At 66.0% G+C, this 16132-nt stretch carries 15 protein-coding genes; 12 read left to right on the forward strand and 3 right to left on the reverse strand.

Annotation, left to right across the window (positions count from 1 at the left end; genetic code table 11):
- Positions 1–33: 33 nt before the first annotated feature.
- Both ACQR10_RS22700 and ACQR10_RS22705 read right to left on the reverse strand, forming a co-directional pair.
- Complete coding sequence (locus tag ACQR10_RS22700) at positions 34–720, reverse strand: GntR family transcriptional regulator (RefSeq protein ID WP_316217762.1); 687 nt, start codon at positions 718–720, stop codon at positions 34–36.
- A gap of 100 nt (positions 721–820) precedes the next feature.
- Entirely contained in the window at positions 821–1534 is a 714-nt protein-coding gene (locus ACQR10_RS22705; RefSeq protein WP_316217760.1) for a GntR family transcriptional regulator, read from the reverse strand.
- A gap of 54 nt (positions 1535–1588) precedes the next feature.
- On the opposite strand from ACQR10_RS22705, the gene ACQR10_RS22710 reads away from it, so the two are divergent.
- The 7 genes from ACQR10_RS22710 to ACQR10_RS22740 all read left to right on the forward strand — a co-directional run bounded on the left by ACQR10_RS22710 (position 1589) and on the right by ACQR10_RS22740 (position 9645).
- Positions 1589–2197 carry a copper chaperone PCu(A)C gene (locus ACQR10_RS22710; protein WP_316217759.1) on the forward strand — a complete coding sequence of 203 codons (609 nt, stop codon included), beginning with the start codon at positions 1589–1591 and terminating at the stop codon, positions 2195–2197.
- Positions 2198–2286: 89 nt separating this feature from the next.
- Positions 2287–4065 (forward strand): PQQ-dependent dehydrogenase, methanol/ethanol family, encoded by a 1779-nt coding sequence (locus ACQR10_RS22715; protein ID WP_316217758.1) that lies wholly within the window; start codon positions 2287–2289, stop codon positions 4063–4065.
- Between the two features lie 66 nt (positions 4066–4131).
- Positions 4132–4662 (forward strand): c-type cytochrome, encoded by a 531-nt coding sequence (locus tag ACQR10_RS22720; RefSeq protein ID WP_316217757.1) that lies wholly within the window; start codon positions 4132–4134, stop codon positions 4660–4662.
- Positions 4659–5291, forward strand: a complete 633-nt coding sequence (locus tag ACQR10_RS22725) for a hypothetical protein (protein ID WP_316217756.1) — start codon at positions 4659–4661, stop codon at positions 5289–5291. Before ACQR10_RS22720 ends, ACQR10_RS22725 begins: the two co-directional genes overlap by 4 nt.
- Positions 5292–5372: 81 nt before the next feature.
- Positions 5373–6923, forward strand: a complete 1551-nt coding sequence (locus ACQR10_RS22730; RefSeq protein WP_316217755.1) for an AMP-binding protein — start codon at positions 5373–5375, stop codon at positions 6921–6923.
- A gap of 42 nt (positions 6924–6965) precedes the next feature.
- On the forward strand, positions 6966–7904 hold the full coding sequence (locus ACQR10_RS22735) for an AEC family transporter (protein WP_316217754.1): 939 nt from the start codon (positions 6966–6968) through the stop codon (positions 7902–7904).
- A 28-nt stretch (positions 7905–7932) separates the two neighbouring features.
- A complete protein-coding gene (locus ACQR10_RS22740) occupies positions 7933–9645 on the forward strand; it encodes a thiamine pyrophosphate-binding protein (RefSeq protein ID WP_316217753.1) in 1713 nt (570 codons plus the stop codon).
- A 4-nt stretch (positions 9646–9649) separates the two neighbouring features.
- On the opposite strand, the gene ACQR10_RS22745 is transcribed toward ACQR10_RS22740, so the two are convergent.
- A complete protein-coding gene (locus ACQR10_RS22745; protein WP_316217752.1) occupies positions 9650–10960 on the reverse strand; it encodes an MFS transporter in 1311 nt (436 codons plus the stop codon).
- 154 nt (positions 10961–11114) lie between these two features.
- On the opposite strand from ACQR10_RS22745, the gene cyoA reads away from it, so the two are divergent.
- From cyoA to ACQR10_RS22770, 5 genes are read left to right on the forward strand one after another with little or no spacing between them, the layout of a single operon-like run.
- A complete protein-coding gene (gene cyoA, locus ACQR10_RS22750) occupies positions 11115–12290 on the forward strand; it encodes a ubiquinol oxidase subunit II (RefSeq protein ID WP_316217750.1) in 1176 nt (391 codons plus the stop codon).
- Positions 12291–12299: 9 nt separating this feature from the next.
- Positions 12300–14309, forward strand: a complete 2010-nt coding sequence (gene cyoB / locus ACQR10_RS22755) for a cytochrome o ubiquinol oxidase subunit I (protein WP_316217749.1) — start codon at positions 12300–12302, stop codon at positions 14307–14309.
- Positions 14306–14935: a cytochrome o ubiquinol oxidase subunit III gene (gene cyoC / locus ACQR10_RS22760; RefSeq protein WP_316181674.1), complete on the forward strand. Its 630-nt coding sequence runs from the start codon at positions 14306–14308 to the stop codon at positions 14933–14935. Before cyoB ends, cyoC begins: the two co-directional genes overlap by 4 nt.
- Positions 14932–15291, forward strand: coding sequence for a cytochrome o ubiquinol oxidase subunit IV (gene cyoD, locus ACQR10_RS22765; RefSeq protein ID WP_316217748.1), 360 nt, complete (start codon positions 14932–14934; stop codon positions 15289–15291). The genes cyoC and cyoD overlap by 4 nt, the downstream gene beginning before the upstream one ends.
- Positions 15291–16115: an SURF1 family protein gene (locus ACQR10_RS22770; protein ID WP_316217747.1), complete on the forward strand. Its 825-nt coding sequence runs from the start codon at positions 15291–15293 to the stop codon at positions 16113–16115. Before cyoD ends, ACQR10_RS22770 begins: the two co-directional genes overlap by 1 nt.
- Positions 16116–16132: the final 17 nt, after the last annotated feature.

The raw sequence follows: 16132 nt of genomic DNA on the forward strand, positions 1-16132 counted from the left end.
GGATGTCGCCGGCAAAGGCCAAGTCCGACGTGATCAAGACGCCGTGGCGACCGGCACGGGCTCGCGCTGCTTCGACAGCCGCGCCAGCAGCACCGTGGCGGTCCGCGTGATGTGCTGCCGGGCGAGATCCTCGGCTGTCTCCGCATCGCCCGCGATCACCGCCCGCAGGATGTCCTCGTGCTGGTCCCAGATCCGCCGCGGGGTCTCGTCGCGCATCAGCACCTCGCCCATCAGACGTCTCAGATGCAGCCAATGCGGCAGGGTGGTGTCCTGGATGACGGAGTTGCCGGAGATCTCGTAGAGGAATTCATGAAACCTGACGTCGGCCTCGATCAGCTTCTCGACCGAATGCTCGCGCTCGGCGCGCCGGCCCTGCTCGATCAGCTTGGGGCCCTCCTCGGCCGCGCGCTCGGCGCCGCGCGTCGCCGCGAGCCGGCAGGCGAGGCCCTCGGCGACGGCGCGTATTTCATAGAGGTTGCGGATGAAGTCCGTGTCGATCGGCGCGACTTCCAGGCCGCGGCCCGGCGCGTCGCGGACGAACCCCTGATTGCGCAGCAGCAGCAGGGCCTGCTGCACCGGCTGGCGCGAGACGCCGAGGTCGCGGGCGAGATCGTCCTGGATGAGGCGGGCGGATTCCGGCAGCTCGCCGCCGACGATGTCGGAGAGAATGCGCTCGTAGACGCGTTCGGTCAGGCTCGGCTGTGTCTTCAGCGGTGGCACACGGCCTCCACGGGATCAGGTGTGATGTCCGGTCGCGCGTGTGAGACTGCCGTCCCGGAGCCCGGCGCTCGCATGGCGGACGAGGTCGGTCTGAATGGGGTCATACCGAGAGTTTCCGCGCGGCGAGCGTCCGCCGCTGCTTGGAGTTGCTGTCCTGCTGGATTTTGAGGTGATGGATGAACACACTGGCCGCGCGCGAAATGTGCTCGCGGCTCAGCCGTTCGGCCTCGGTGCTGCGGCCCTCGATCACGGCTGCAAGAATGTCCTCGTGCTCGTCCCAGACCATCCGGGACATGCTCTGCTCCTTCTGCAGCACGTCGGACATCACCCGCTTCAGGCATGGCCAATGCGGCGCCATCGTCTCGCCGATCAGCGCGTTGCCGGAGAGGTCGCCGAGGAATTGATGGAAGGCGATGTCGGTCTCGATCTTGCGGTTGACGAGCCCGCTCTTCACCGCCTCGTGGCCGGCCGCGATGTAGGCCGGGCCTTCGCGCGCGGCACGCTCGCTCGCGCGCTCGGCGGCCAGCCGCGCCGCGAGGCCTTCGAGAACGGCGCGCATCTCATAGAGATCCCGGACGAAGGCGGGGTCCAGCGGCGCCACGATCAGGCCGCGGCCCGGCGCGCTCTGCACCAGCCCGCAGCCGCGCAACAGGATCAGCGCCTGCTGAACCGGCTGGCGCGACACCCCGTAAGCCTGAGCCAGATCATCTTGGATCAGCCGCGAGCCCGGCGTGAGAACGCCACTGACGATCTCGTCAGTGATCGCCTCGACGACCTGGTCGACCAGAGAGGGAGCGGCGGGCACGATTCGCATGGGCCATCACATTTTGCCGGACATTAGCATGTCAAGTCCGAAAATCGATTTGCGATGCATTCGAATTCAGAGTACGAATTCAGAAAAGGCGCCGCACTAAGGCAAGTTAAAAAGCGGCCAAACAGGGGAGGGACTCCGTTGTCGGAAGATCCGACCAGTCGGGAGTGCGGTCAGGTCTGGTCCGTGCGCCCGGAGGGCAGCGTGCGCGCCGGTGTGATGTCGGCGGTGTCGCGCGCATTGCTGGTGGCGTCGGTTACGTCGTTCGGCGCGATGACGCCTGCGCTCGCCGCGGCCGGAGAAGGGTTGACCTTGTCCGACGCCTGGGTGCCGGCGGCGCCCGAGGTGGGGCGCGACATCCCGCTGCTGATCACGATCAAGAACGACACGACCGCGCCGGAAGCCTTGATGCGCGTGCGCTGTCCGGTCGCCAATTTCTCTGAGCGGCACACCGTCGATCGCGGCGAAGGCGCTCCGGCGATGCGCTCCATTCCCAACATTCCCATCGCTGCAGGCAGCACGCTGGTGCTGCTGCCGACCGCCTATCACGTCATGCTGCTGCAGACGCGGGAGCCGCTCGAGCCAGGCAGGCGCTTCACCTGCACGATCGTGTTCCAGAAAGCAGGATCCATCGAAACGGAGGTCGAGGTTCGCAAGTCCCCTTGAAGCGTGTTTGTCGCCTGCTGCTCTCCGCCTTCGGGCTCGGCGGAGCGGTATTCGCTCCAACTCATAATCAATAATGGGAGAAGGAAACGATGAGGAAAAACGTCAGGTCAACCTTGCGGGCGGTGCTGCTGGCCAGCGCAGCCTTCGCCTGTTTCCAGCTTGCGTCGCCGGCGCAGGCCGCCGACGAGATGACCCCCGAGCGGCTGCTCAACGCCGACAAGGAGGCCGGCAACTGGCTCCACCATCATAAGAACTACTCGGGCACGCGGTTCTCGGCGCTGAAGGAGATCAACAAGGACAACGTCAAGAACCTGAAGGTCGCCTGGACCATGCATCTCGGCGGCGTCGAGGGCGGCGGCATCTGGAGCCACGGCGGTCTCGAAGGCACGCCGATCGTCGAGAACGGCATGATCTATGTCACCGACGGCTGGGGCTCGGTGTACAAGATCGATGCGCGCGGTGGCAAAGGCCAGATGGTCTGGAAGATGGATCCGAAGACGGATCACGACTGGGCCGGCGCGATCGCCTGTTGCGGCGTCGACAATCGCGGTGTCGCGCTGTGGGGCAACCTCGTCGTGTCGCACACGCTCGACGGCCGCCTGATCGCGACCAACAAGGAAACCGGGCAGGTTGCCTGGCAGCGTCAGGTCGCCGATCCCGACAAGGGCGAGGTGATCACCGGCGCGCCGCTGATCGTGAAGAACATGGCGATCTCGGGCGTCGCCGGCGCCGAATACGGCATCCGCGGATGGATCGCGGCGACCGACCTCACCACGCAGAAGGAGGTCTGGCGCACCCACACCATTCCGGCCAAGGGCGAGCCCGGCAGCGAGACCTGGAAGGACAGCAACGACGCGGCGGCGGCCGGCGGCGGTTCGACCTGGGTCACGGGCACCTATGATCCGGCGACCGACACCATCATCTGGGGCGTCGGCAATCCCGGCCCGGACTGGGACAACGCCTATCGTCCCGGCGACAACCTCTACACCGACAGCTCGCTGGCGCTCGACGCGAACACCGGCAAGATCAAGTGGCACTACCAGCACACGCCGAACGATCCCTTCGACTATGACAGCGTCGCCGAGAACGTCCTGGTCGATGTGCCCGCGCCGAACGGCTCCACCCTGAAGCTCGCGCTCGAGGCCGACCGCAACGGCTTTGCCTATGCGATCGACCGCACCAGCGGCAAGTTCATTTGGGGTCTGCCCTTCGTCAAGAAGGTCACCTGGACCAAGGGGCTCGATGCCGAGACCGGAAAGCCGATCGAGTATGATCCGAAGAACCCGGTGCAGCGCTACAATGCGTCGGTGTCGCCGCATCGTGAGAACAAGGTCGCGGACATCTGCCCGGGCAACATGGGCGGCAAGAACTGGCCGCCGACCTCGTACAATCCGGACCTGAAGCTCTGGTACATCCCTGTCATCGAGAGCTGCAACCGGATCACCGTGGAAGAAGCGACCAAGGACAAGCTGAAGCCGCGTGAGTTCTGGACCGGCGGCGGACCGAGCCAGCCGTTCAAGATCACGGGCAGCGTGACCGCGATCGACGTCACCACCGGCAAGATCGCCGGCAAGATGGAGACGCCGTTCCCGAATCTCGGCGGCATGCTGTCGACGCCTGATCTCGTCTTCACCGGCCAGCCCTCGGGCGAGGTGATGGCGCTCGATGCCAAGACCCTGCAGAAGCTGTGGGAGTTCAACACCGGCGGCGGCGTCAATGCGCCTCCCGTGACGTTCTCGGTCGACGGCAAGCAATACGTCGCGATCCTGGTCGGTCTCGGCGGCGCCTGGGACAAGTGGTTCATCGAATCCACGCCCGAGCTGAAGAAGATCCAGCCCGGCTCGATGCTCTACGTCTTCTCGCTGTGAAGTCGACAGCGGAGCGGAGGCGTCGCCTCCGCTCCGCCCCTATCCCCTGTTCGACAAGAAGATCAGATGAAACTCAGTGCGATCACGTTCGCTGTGGCGTCGGCTCTCGTCCTCGGCTCCGCTTCGCTCGCGTCGGCGCAGTCCGCAGCGCCGACGGATCCGACCGAGGCCGGCAAGGCCGTGTTCAAGCGCGCGAACTGCGTCGGCTGCCACAAATGGCATGGCAATGGCGGTGGCGGCTATGGCGGCGACGCGCTGTCGCTGCGCAAGACGCAGCTCACCCGTGACCAGATCATCGAGACCGTGACCTGCGGCCGGCCCGGGACGGGCATGCCGTACTTTGCGCGCGACTCCTATGACACGGCGAAGTGCTACGACATGAGCCGCCAGGATGTCGGCGAGCGCATGCCGCCAGAGGGCGGCGTGTTCCTGCGGCCCAACGATATCCAGGCGGTCGCGGATTACGTGCTCGCGCACATCAAGGGCCGCGGCGAGCCGAACTACGACGAGTGTACCGCGTTCTTCGGGAACACGTCGCGGGTCTGCGACATCTACAAGACGAATGCCGCCAAGCCTGCAAGCGAGCCATCGAAATGAAGCGGTCAACCTGCGCTGCGATCTTCGCCACGTTCGTGCTGTCGTTTGTGATGCATACGGCCTCGGCGCAGGCCGTACCGAACTACGATTTGCGCGACATCACCGTCGGCATGCCCGTCGGCGACCTGCCCAATGAGGGCTATGTCAATCTGACTTGCGCCAAGGATCCGAATCGCAAGCTCAATGCGTGGTCGGCGTGGCGCGACTGTCCAGCGGACGCGCAGGCGCGGCACGCGGTGCGCTTCGATTTCGATCCGGAGACCAGCCAGGACGGCACCAAGGTGGCCGGTCATCCCGTGCTGCTGACGGTCCTGGTCGACGACAAGGGCACCGTCACCGGCCTGACGATCGAGACCGATCCGAAGGCGCGGCTCTATATTCGCAAGAAGGCCTTCCTGCTCGGCAACCAGGTGAAGTCGCGCTATGGCGCCGAGGGCTGGGAGTGCAAGGAGCAGCAGCCGACAGCAGGCGAGCAGCCGGTCGGGGGCGTGTTCCTGCGCGAGGTCTGCAAGAAGACGGTGCCCGGCCGGACGCTGACGGTCGAGCGCGAGCTGTTCCGCAAGCCGGACCAGGACATCAAGAGCTTCGTCGATCAGACGCTGGTGCGGATCACGAGGGATATCAACTAGTCCGTCGCCGATCTTCATCGCGCTCCGCTGGAGGCGCGCGCCAGTCGGCGTCGTGAACCCGGCTGCCGGGAGGAAACGACGATGAGGGATCTCTTGAATTTCGGGCAGATGCTGTCGGCCCATGCGCGCATGTCGCCGGAGCGCACCGGTGCCCGCGATCTCGAACGTGCGATGAGCTTTGCGCTGTGGAACGAGCGCGCGTGCCGGCTCGCCAACGCGCTGCTCGGGCTCGGCCTTGCCAAGGGCGATCGCGTTGCGATCCTTGCCTACAATTGTGTCGAATGGTGCGAGATCTATGCGGCCACGGCCAAAGCCGGGCTGGTGGCGCTGCCGATCAATTTCCGCCTCACCGCGCCCGAGATGCAGTTCATCGTGCAGAATGCCGAAGCGGCCGCCGTCATCGTGCAGGACGAACTCGTGGGCCTGGTCGAGGAGGCGCGCAAGGATCTCGGCATCGCCGACGACCGCTTCATCCACTTTGGCACCAAGCCGCGTCCGGCAGGCTATCGCGGCTACGAGGACATCATCGCCGCGGCTGCGGACCGCGAGCCGGATCAGCAGGTCGCGCTGTCCGATCCCTGGACCCTGATGTACACCTCGGGCACCACCGGCAAGCCGAAGGGCGTGCTGCGCAGCCATCGCAGCGCCGTCCTCCTGTCGATGGTCACCGAGATCGAGCTGAAGCTGAGCCGCAACGACGGCGCGCTGCTGGTGATGCCGATGTGCCATGCCAATTCGCTGAACTTCTTCGGCGCGTTCGGCTATATCGGCGGCGTCAATTCGATCTATTCGCGCAAGAGCTTCGATCCCGAGCACGCGGTGACGACGCTCGCCGATGGCGGCTCCACCTTCACCTCGCTGGTCCCCACGCACTACATCATGATGCTCGATCTGCCGCGAGGGTTGCGCGCGGAGCACGATTTCAGCGCGGTCACCAAGCTGATGATCTCCTCGGCGCCGGCGCGCCCGGAGACCAAGCGCGAAGTGATGGAGATGTTTCCGAAGTCCGGCCTCTACGAGCTCTACGGCGCGACCGAGACCGGCTGGGTCACCATGCTGCATCCGCACGAGCAGTTCACCAAGCTGGGTTCGGTCGGGCGCGAATGCGTCGGCGCCGCGCCGATCCGCATCCTCGACGAGGCAGGCCACGAGGTGCCGGACGGCGAGGCGGGTGAGCTCTATTCGAGCAACGCGCACACGTTCGACTGCTACTGGCGCCTGCCGGAGAAGACCGCGGAGGCGTTCCGCGGCGACTATTGCTCGGTCGGCGACATGGCCCGCCGCGATGCCGACGGCTATATCCATCTCGCCGACCGCAAGAGCAACATGATCATCTCCGGCGGCGAGAACATCTATCCCTCCGAGGTCGAAGCGCAGGTCGGGGCCCATCCGGCCGTCAAGGACATCGCCGTGATCGGCCTGCCCGACGACAAATGGGGCGAGCGCGTCCACGCCGTGATCGTGCCGCGCGACGGCGTGACGGTGAAGGAGCACGAGCTGGTCGATTGGGCCAAGGAGCGTCTGGCCGGTTTCAAGCGGCCGCGGTCCTATGCCTTCATCACCGACGCCGAGATGCCGCGCAACGCCACCGGCAAGATCCTGCATCGCGAGCTGAAGAAGAGATTTTCGTGAGTTGGTCGCTGCAATGCGCGGCGCGTCTGATATGTAGCTGCGATGCAGGCTGTCCTCAATTCCGCTCTTCCCATCTTCGCGTTGATCCTCACGGGGTTCCTGTGCGGCTGGTTCAATGTGTTCGACCGCACCGCGACCGACAATCTCAATCGCTTCGCGGTGTATCTCGCGCTGCCAGCGCTGATCTTCACCGCGATGTCCAAGATCGGCGTCGAGCAGGTCAGCCAGTTCGGCTTCATCGGCGCGTTCTGCGGCGGCATCGCCGCGACCTTCACGACCGGCTTCGTGATCAGCCGCCTGCGCGGCCGCCGCGCCGCCAATGCCAGCATCGAGGGGCTCGATGCCGGTTACAGCAATGTTGGCTTCATGGGCATTCCGATGTGCCTCCTGGTGTTCGGCCCGGACAGTGCGCCGGCCTCGATCATCGCGACTCTATTCACGGCCTGCGTGCTGTTCCTGTTCGCAATGGTCGTCGTCGAGATGGATCTGCAGAAGGGCGCCACCTTGGGCGCGACCGTCGCCAAGGTGGCGCGTTCGCTGCTGACAAGTCCGTTGTTCATCGCGCCCGTCGCCGGACTCGCGGTCGGCCTCAGCGGCTTCGCATTGCCGGGGCCGTTCATGAGCTTCACCAGCCTGCTCGGCGGCGCGGCCTCGCCGGCCGCTCTGGTCTGCATCGGCCTGTTCCTGGCGCAGGAGCGCGTCGTCACGCACGATGCGACATCAATCGCGATCCTGGTGTCGCTGAAGCTGCTGATGCAGCCCGCGGTGACCGCGCTGCTCGCCTTCCACGTCTTTTCGATGCCGCCTCTCTGGTCGCACTCGGCCGTCATCCTCAGCGCGTTGCCGATCGGCTCGGGGCCGTTCACGATCGCCAAACTGTATGGGCTCGAGGCGGGTGTCACGTCGGGCTCGATCCTCGTCTCGCACATCTTCGCCGTCCTCACCGTCTCGCTGCTCGTGGCCTGGCTCGCGCCGGGCTGATCGCAACTTCATTCGCTGGAGTGGTCCGATGAAGATCTCCCCCGACAGTGCCGCCGACCTGATCGCCCGCCTGCTCAAGCGCCGCGGCGTTGCCCGCGTGTTCGCGCTGTGCGGCGGCCATATCATGCCGATCTGGATGCGGCTCGATGCGGAAGGCATCCGCATCATCGACGTGCGCGACGAGCGCGCGGCCGTGCATATGGCGCAGGCGCATGCGGAGCTGACTGGTGAGCTCGGCGTCGCCCTCGTCACGGCTGGGCCCGGCATGACCAACGCGATCACCGGCATCGCCAACGCCCGCGTCTCGCGCGCGCCGGTGCTGGTGATCTCGGGCGGCAACCCGCGTCCGCAGGAGAACCGCGGCGGCCTGCAGGACATGGACCACACCCAGCTCGTGCGTTCGATCACGCGCTACGCGCGCACCGTGCGCGAGCCGTCGCTGGTGCTGCAGGAGCTCGACGAGGCGATCGCGCGCGCGTTCGGCGACGGCGGCGAGCCAGGACCTGCGTTCATCGATTTCCCGGTCGACACCTTGCGCGGCATCGTGCCCAAGGCGCTGCAACTGGAGGAGCATCTCGCGCCGAAGCCGCGGGCGGCGCCGCGGCCGGACCAGGCCGAGGTCGAGAAGGCGGTCGAGCTGTTGTGGTCGGCGCGGCGCGTGCTCGTCATCTCCGGCCGCGGCGCGCGCGGCGCCGGCCCTGAGCTGATCGCGCTGCTCGACCGGCTCGGCGCCGTCTATCTCGACACCGGCGAGAGCAGGGGGCTCGTGCCCGACGATCACCCCTCGGTGGTCGGCGCGATGCGCGGCGCCGTCATGGGCGACGCCGACGTGGTGCTGACGGTCGGCCGCCGGCTCGACTTCCAGCTCGCCTACGGCTCGCCGGCCGTGTTCAAGGACGCCAAATTCGTCCGCATCAGCGACACCGCGAGCGAGCTGCGCGACAATCGCCGCGGCGCAGCCGAAATCCTCGCATCACCTGCGGAAACTCTCCGGGCAATGGTTGCGCTCGCGGGCAATCGCGAGTCGGCTGTCGACAAGCAATGGGCTGGCAAGCTCCGCTCCGCGCATCAGGAGCGCGCGGCCAAGCTGCGCCAGAGCATGGCGACAGCGCCGGCCGGCAGCGACGGACGGTTGCATCCGAACCGCGTGCTGTCGGCCCTGCAGGAGGCGATCGGCAATGATGCCGTGGTCATCACCGACGGCGGCGATTTTCTCTCGTTCGCCCGCGTCGGCCTGAGCGCGCCGCTGATGCTCGATCCCGGCCCGTTCGGCTGCATCGGCATCGGCGTGCCCTATGGCATCGCCGCGAGCCTTGCCTTTCCCGACAAGCCCGTGGTGGTCGCGACCGGCGACGGCGCCTTCGGCTTCAACGCGATCGAGGTCGACACGGCCGTGCGCCACAAGGCGCCGGTGCTGATCGTCGTCGCCAACAACGGCGCCTGGCAGATCGAGGTGCACGACCAGACCGTGACCCATGGCAAGATGGTCGGCACCAGGCTGCAATTCGCCGATCACGCCGCGATGGCGCGCGCCTTCGGCATGCATGCCGAGCGCGTCGAGACCGCGGAGCAGCTCGGCCCCGCCATCCAGCGCGCGCTCGCGAATCGACCGGCGCTGCTCGATGTGGTGGTGACGCCGGAAGCGGTGTCGTCGGATGCCAAGACCGGGCTCGCATGGGTGCCGGATCTGCAGCCGCTGGCAGCGTGGGACGAGGCGGAGCGCAAGTGGCGCGGCGCGTGAGGCCTCACACCTGCTGCAGCTGCCGCGGCGCGCTGAGCCACAGCGCGAGCAGGGTGCAGACTGCGCCGGACAGCAGGTAGCCGCCGGCCGAGAGCAGGCCGAGATGGGCGGCCAGCACGAGTGCCGCCAGCGGCGCGAAGCCGGCGCCGAACAGCCAGGCGAGGTCCGCCGTGAGCGCCGATGCCGTATAGCGATAGGTGCGCGCGAAATTGGCGGCGATCGCGCCGGAGGACTGGCCGAACGACAGGCCGAGCAGGATGAAGCCGAGCACCATGTAGATGGTCTCGCCGATCGGGCCGGCGTCGAGCAGTTGCGGCGCGAAGCCCGAGAACACCGCGATCGCGATCGCCGAGCCGATCAGGAGCGACTTGCGGCCGATGCGGTCGGCCAGCATGCCGGACGCGACAATGGCGACGACGCCGAACACCGCGCCGACCGCCTCGATGACGAGGAAGCGCGCCGGCGTTTCCTTGGTGAACAGGAACACCCAGGACAGCGGAAACACCGTCACCATGTGGAACAGCGCGAAGCTCGCCAGCGGCGCGAACGCGCCGATCACGATGTTGCGGCCCTCGTGCCGGATCGTGGTCATGACGCGCGCCGGCTGCAATTCGCGCGACTGGAACAGCTCGTCATATTCAGGCGTCACCACCATGCGCAGCCGCGCGAACAGCGCCACGACGTTGATGGCGAACGCCACGAAGAACGGGTAGCGCCAGCCCCAGTCGAAGAAGTCGGCCGCGGAGAGATAGCCGACGAAGAAAGCGAACAGCACGCTGGCGACGATCAGCCCGAGCGGCGCGCCGAGCTGTGGGATCATCGCATACCAGCCGCGCTGGTGCTCCGGCGCATTCATGGCAAGCAGCGACGCCAACCCGTCCCAGGCGCCGCCCCAGGCGAGGCCCTGGCCGATCCGCGCCAGCGCCAGCAGCCAGATCGCGGCCGCACCGACGGTGTGATAGCTCGGCAGGAAGGCGATCGCGACCGTCGAGGTGCCCAGCAGGAACAATGCGGTGATCAGCTTGGCGCTCTTGCCGTAGCGGCGGTCGATCGCCATGAAGATCACGCTGCCGAACGGGCGGGCGATGAAGGCGAGCGCGAACAGCGCGAACGAATACAGCGTCTGCGTCAGCTCGTCGGCGAACGGAAACACGAGGCGCGGAAACACGATCACCGAGGCGATGGCGTAGACGAAAAAGTCGAAGAACTCCGACGTGCGCCCGACGATCACGCCGATCGCGATCTCGCCCGGATGCGCCTCATGCGTGCGGGAGAGATGGGTTTCGCCGTCGGCGGTCGCCGCTGCCTGTGTCATCGCGCTGCCTGCAGTCCTCTCGTACTCTATTGTCGCCACGTAATTGTCGTCCTCGGCGCCGCTCCGGTATTGGACAAATTGTCCAATGTCGGCCGTGTCGTCCGATCGCTAGGTGAGGCCTCGTTCAGAGATCCGCCGTGCGACGAGGTTGAGCGTGCGTTACTGGAAATTCTTAGGCATGCTGCCGCTGGGGCTCGCGCTCGGAGGCTGCAATCTGGTCGTGCTCGCGCCCTCCGGCGACGTCGCCGCCCAGCAGCGCGATCTCGTGATCATCGCCACCGTACTGATGCTGCTGATCGTGATCCCGGTGATGGCGGCCACGGCCATCGTGGCCTGGCGCTACCGCCAGTCGAACCAGGCGGCGACCTACACGCCGGATTGGGATCACTCCACCCAGCTCGAGCTTCTGATCTGGGCGGCGCCGCTGCTGATCATCATCTGCCTGGGCGCGGTGACGTGGATGGGTACGCATCTGCTCGATCCCTATCGCACGCTCGGACGCATCTCCGCCGAGCGCGCGGTGACGCCGCAGGACAAGCCGCTCGAGGTCAACGTCGTCGCGCTCGACTGGAAGTGGCTGTTCATCTATCCCGAATACGGCATCGCCAGCCTCAACGAGCTCGCAGCTCCCGTGAACCGGCCGCTCGATTTCAGGATCACCTCGTCCTCGGTAATGAACTCGTTCTATATTCCGGCACTCGCCGGCCAGATCTATGCGATGCCGGGCATGCAGAGCCGGCTGCACGCCGTCATCAACAAGCCCGGCATCTATCGCGGCTTCTCGGCCAACTACAGCGGCTCCGGCTTCTCCGGCATGCGCTTCGCTTTCCGTGGCCTGTCGGATGCGGACTTCGCCGGCTGGGTCGACAAGGCCAAGGCGAGTGGGCAGGAGCTCAACAAGCAGGATTATCTTGCGCTCGAGCGTCCGAGCGCCAATGAACCGGTTCGCCACTATGCCTCGGTTGACAGCGACCTGTTCCGCGCCATCCTCAACATGTGCGTCGAGCCCGGCAAGATGTGCATGAGCGAGATGATGGCGATCGACGCGCAGGGCGGCATGGGCATGGCCGGCGTGCGCAACACGCTGCCGCTCGCCTATGACAAGTTCGCCGGCCGCGGCGCCGTGTTCGGCGCCGAGCCGAGCTTCGTTGCCGGCGGCGTCTGCCTGCCGGGCGATCAGGTCACGCGGATGGCCGACGATTCTTCGCCGACCGTGCTGGCGCCGCTGGACTGGACGCCATTGCAGGGGCGCGGGCTGGCGCGGCCCGGCCTGCTGCGGCCGTCCAAGGCATCCTTCATCACGGGGCCAACCTCAAAGTCGGATTCGTGAGGGTCCATCATGTTCGATACAGCAGAGCTCACAAAGATCATCTTCGGCCGGCTGACGCTGGAGTCGCTGCCGCTGCACGAGCCGATCATCGTCGGCACCTTCGCCATGGTCGCGCTCGGCGGCCTCGCGCTGTTTGGCGCGATCACCTATTTCCGGCTGTGGGGCTATCTCTGGAAGGAGTGGTTCACCACCGTCGACCACAAGCGCATCGGCATCATGTACATGGTGCTCGGAATCGTCATGCTGCTGCGCGGCTTCGCCGATGCGCTGATGATGCGCCTGCAGCAGGCGATCGCCTTCAATGGCTCCGAAGGCTACCTGAACTCGCACCACTATGATCAGGTGTTCACGGCCCATGGCGTGATCATGATCTTCTTCGTGGCGATGCCGCTGGTCACCGGCCTGATGAACTATGTCGTGCCGCTGCAGATCGGCGCCCGCGACGTCTCGTTCCCGTTCCTCAACAATTTCAGCTTCTGGATGACCACGTCCGGCGCCGTGCTGGTGATGTGCTCGCTGTTCGTCGGCGAGTTCGCGCGCACCGGCTGGCTGGCCTATCCGCCGCTGTCGAACCTGTCCTACAGTCCGGATGTCGGCGTCGACTATTACATCTGGGCGCTGCAGGTTGCCGGCGTGGGAACGTTGTTATCCGGCGTCAACCTGATCTGCACCATCGTCAAGATGCGCGCCCCCGGCATGACCATGATGAAGATGCCGGTCTTCACCTGGACGTCACTGTGCACCAACGTCCTGATCGTCGCCTCCTTCCCGGTGCTGACAGCGGTGCTGGCGCTGCTGTCGCTCGACCGCTACGTCGGCACCAACTTCTTCACCAATGATTTCGGCGGCGATCCGATGATGTATGTCAACCTCATCTGGATCTGGGGCCATCCCGAGGTCTACATCCTCATCCTGCCGGCGTTCGGCATCTTCTCCGAGGTGACCTCGACCTTCTCGGGCAAGCGGCTGTTCGGCTACACCTCGATGGTCTACGCCACCGTAGTCATCACCATCCTGTCCTATCTGGTCTGGCTGCACCACTTCTTCACCATGGGGTCGGGGGCCAGCGTCAACTCCTTCTTTGGCATCACCACGATGATCATCTCGATCCCGACGGGCGCGAAGATGTTCAACTGGCTGTTCACGATGTATCGCGGCCGCATCCGCTTCGAGCTGCCGATGATGTGGACGGTCGCGTTCATGCTGACCTTCGTGATCGGCGGCATGACCGGCGTGCTGCTGGCGGTGCCGCCGGCCGACTTCGTGCTGCACAACAGCCTGTTCCTGGTCGCGCATTTCCACAACGTGATCATCGGCGGCGTGCTGTTCGGCCTGTTCGCCGGCATCGCCTATTGGTTCCCGAAGGCGTTCGGCTTCAGGCTCGATCCGTTCTGGGGCAAGCTGTCGTTCTGGTTCTGGACGGTGGGCTTCTACTTTGCCTTCATGCCGCTCTATGTGCTCGGCCTGATGGGCGTGACACGTCGCCTGCGCACCTTCGACGATCCGAGCCTGCAGATCTGGTTCGTGATCGCCGGCATCGGCGCGTTCCTGATCCTGCTGGGCATCGCGAGCTTCCTGATCCAGATCGCGGTCAGCATCCTGCGCCGCGAGCAGCTCGCCGACGTCTCCGGCGATCCCTGGAATGCACGTACGCTGGAATGGGCGACGTCGTCGCCGCCGCCGGCCTACAACTTCGCCTTCACGCCTGTCGTCCACGACAACGACGCATGGTGGGACATGAAGCGCCGTGGCTACACCCGTCCGCTCGCCGGCTTCAAGGCGATCCACATGCCGAGCAACACCGGCACCGGCGTGATCCTGGCAGCGCTCAGCACCACCATGGCGTTTGGCCTGATCTGGTACATGTGGTGGATGGCGGCGGGCAGCTTCGTCGCGCTGCTCGCGGTCGCGATCGGCCACACCTTCAACTATCACCGCAGCTTCCACATCCCGGCCGATGAGGTCGTCAGCGCCGAGCGTGCGCGCACCGAGCTGCTCGCGGCAGGAGCCAAGTCATGACGGTCGCGATGGGCACGATGAAGGCGGGGGAACCGGTCTTCTACGTCGTCGACGAGCACGAGCACGCCGAAGGCAGCAGCACGATGCTCGGCTTCTGGATCTATCTGATGAGCGACTGTCTCATCTTCGCGATCCTGTTCGCCGTCTATGGCGTGCTCGGCGCCAAATATGCCGCTGGTCCGGCGCCGAAGGACCTGTTCGACCTGTCGCTGGTCGCGGTCAACACCTCGTTCCTGCTGCTGTCCTCGCTCACCTATGGCTTCGCGATGCTGTCGATGCAGCAGAACCGCGTTGGCGCGATGCAGGCCTGGCTCGTGGTGACCGGGCTGTTCGGCCTCGCCTTTCTCGGCATCGAGCTGACCGAGTTCGCGCACATGATCCATGAGGGCGCGACGCCGCAACGCAGCGCCTTTCTGTCGTCGTTCTTCACGCTCGTTGGAACCCACGGCCTGCATGTGACGTTCGGTCTGGTCTGGCTGGCCACGCTGATGGTGCAGGTCAGGACCCACGGCCTGATCGAGGCCAACCGCCGCCGGCTGGTCTGCCTCAGCATGTTCTGGCACTTCCTCGACGTGATCTGGATCGGTGTCTTCACCTTCGTCTATCTGATGGGAATGCTGCGATGAGCTCTGATGCACACGCGCACGGCTCGGCCGACGACCATGCCGGCACGCGCTCCGGCCAGCTGATCGGCTTCGGCGCCTCCGTCGTCCTCACTGCGATTCCGTTTCTGGTGGTGATGAATGGCTCGCTCGACAAGCAGGCAACCGCGCTGATCATCATGGCGTTCGCGGCCGTGCAGGTGGTCGTTCACATGATCTTCTTCCTGCACATGAACACCAAGGCCGAGGGCGGCTGGACCATGATGGCGCTGATCTTCACCATCATCATGGTGGTGATCGCGCTCTCGGGCTCGCTCTGGGTCATGCATCACCTGACCACCAACATGATGCCGGTGCACGAGATGGGCCAGACGCCGTGATGTCGGCTCCTGCCGACGGGGCAGGGGAACGCGATGAGGCCGGCCGCGGGCGATCCGGCGCGCTGCGGCTCGCGATCGGCGCGGCGTGGGTTGCGTGCGTCGCGATTCTGCTGGCGCTGGGCGTCTGGCAGATCGAGCGGCGGGCCTGGAAACTCGACCTGATCGATCGCGTCGAGCGCCGCGTTCATGCCGAACCTGTGCCGGCGCCGGGCCCGGCGGATTGGCCGGCGATCAATCGCAGCGATGACGAGTACAGGCGGGTGACACTGAGCGGCCGCTTTCTCAACGATCGCGAGACGCTGGTGCAGGCGCTGACGGTCGAGGGCTCCGGCTATTGGGTGGTGACGCCGCTGCGGACCGCCGGCGGCACCGTGCTCGTCAATCGTGGCTTCGTGCCCGCGGATCGCCGCGCCCGCGCAAGCCGCAGCGCCGGGAACCCGGATGGCACGGTCAGCGTGACGGGATTGCTGCGGCTCTCCGAGCCGGGCGGCGGCTTCCTGCGCCACAACGATCCCGCGGGGAATCGCTGGTATTCACGTGACGTCGGGGCGATCGCGGCGGCGCGCGGTCTGTCCGACGTCGCGCCATTCTTCGTCGATGCCGATGCGACCCCGAATCCCGGCGGGCTTCCGATCGGCGGACTCACCGTGATCTCGTTTCCGAACAACCATCTGGTTTACGCGCTCACCTGGTTTACATTGGCTCTCATGCTGGCCGGCGCCGGGCTGCAGCGGCTCCGCCGCGCGCAGCGTGACCCGAAGCGCCGGCGGCGCAGGATGTGGAATGGGATCAGCGGCGGCAGGACATGGGTGGATGCGGGGTGACGTGTTGAGGGATCGAA

It is taken from the genome of Bradyrhizobium sp. HKCCYLRH2060, assembly GCF_051168135.1.
Lineage (GTDB): Bacteria > Pseudomonadota > Alphaproteobacteria > Rhizobiales > Xanthobacteraceae > Bradyrhizobium.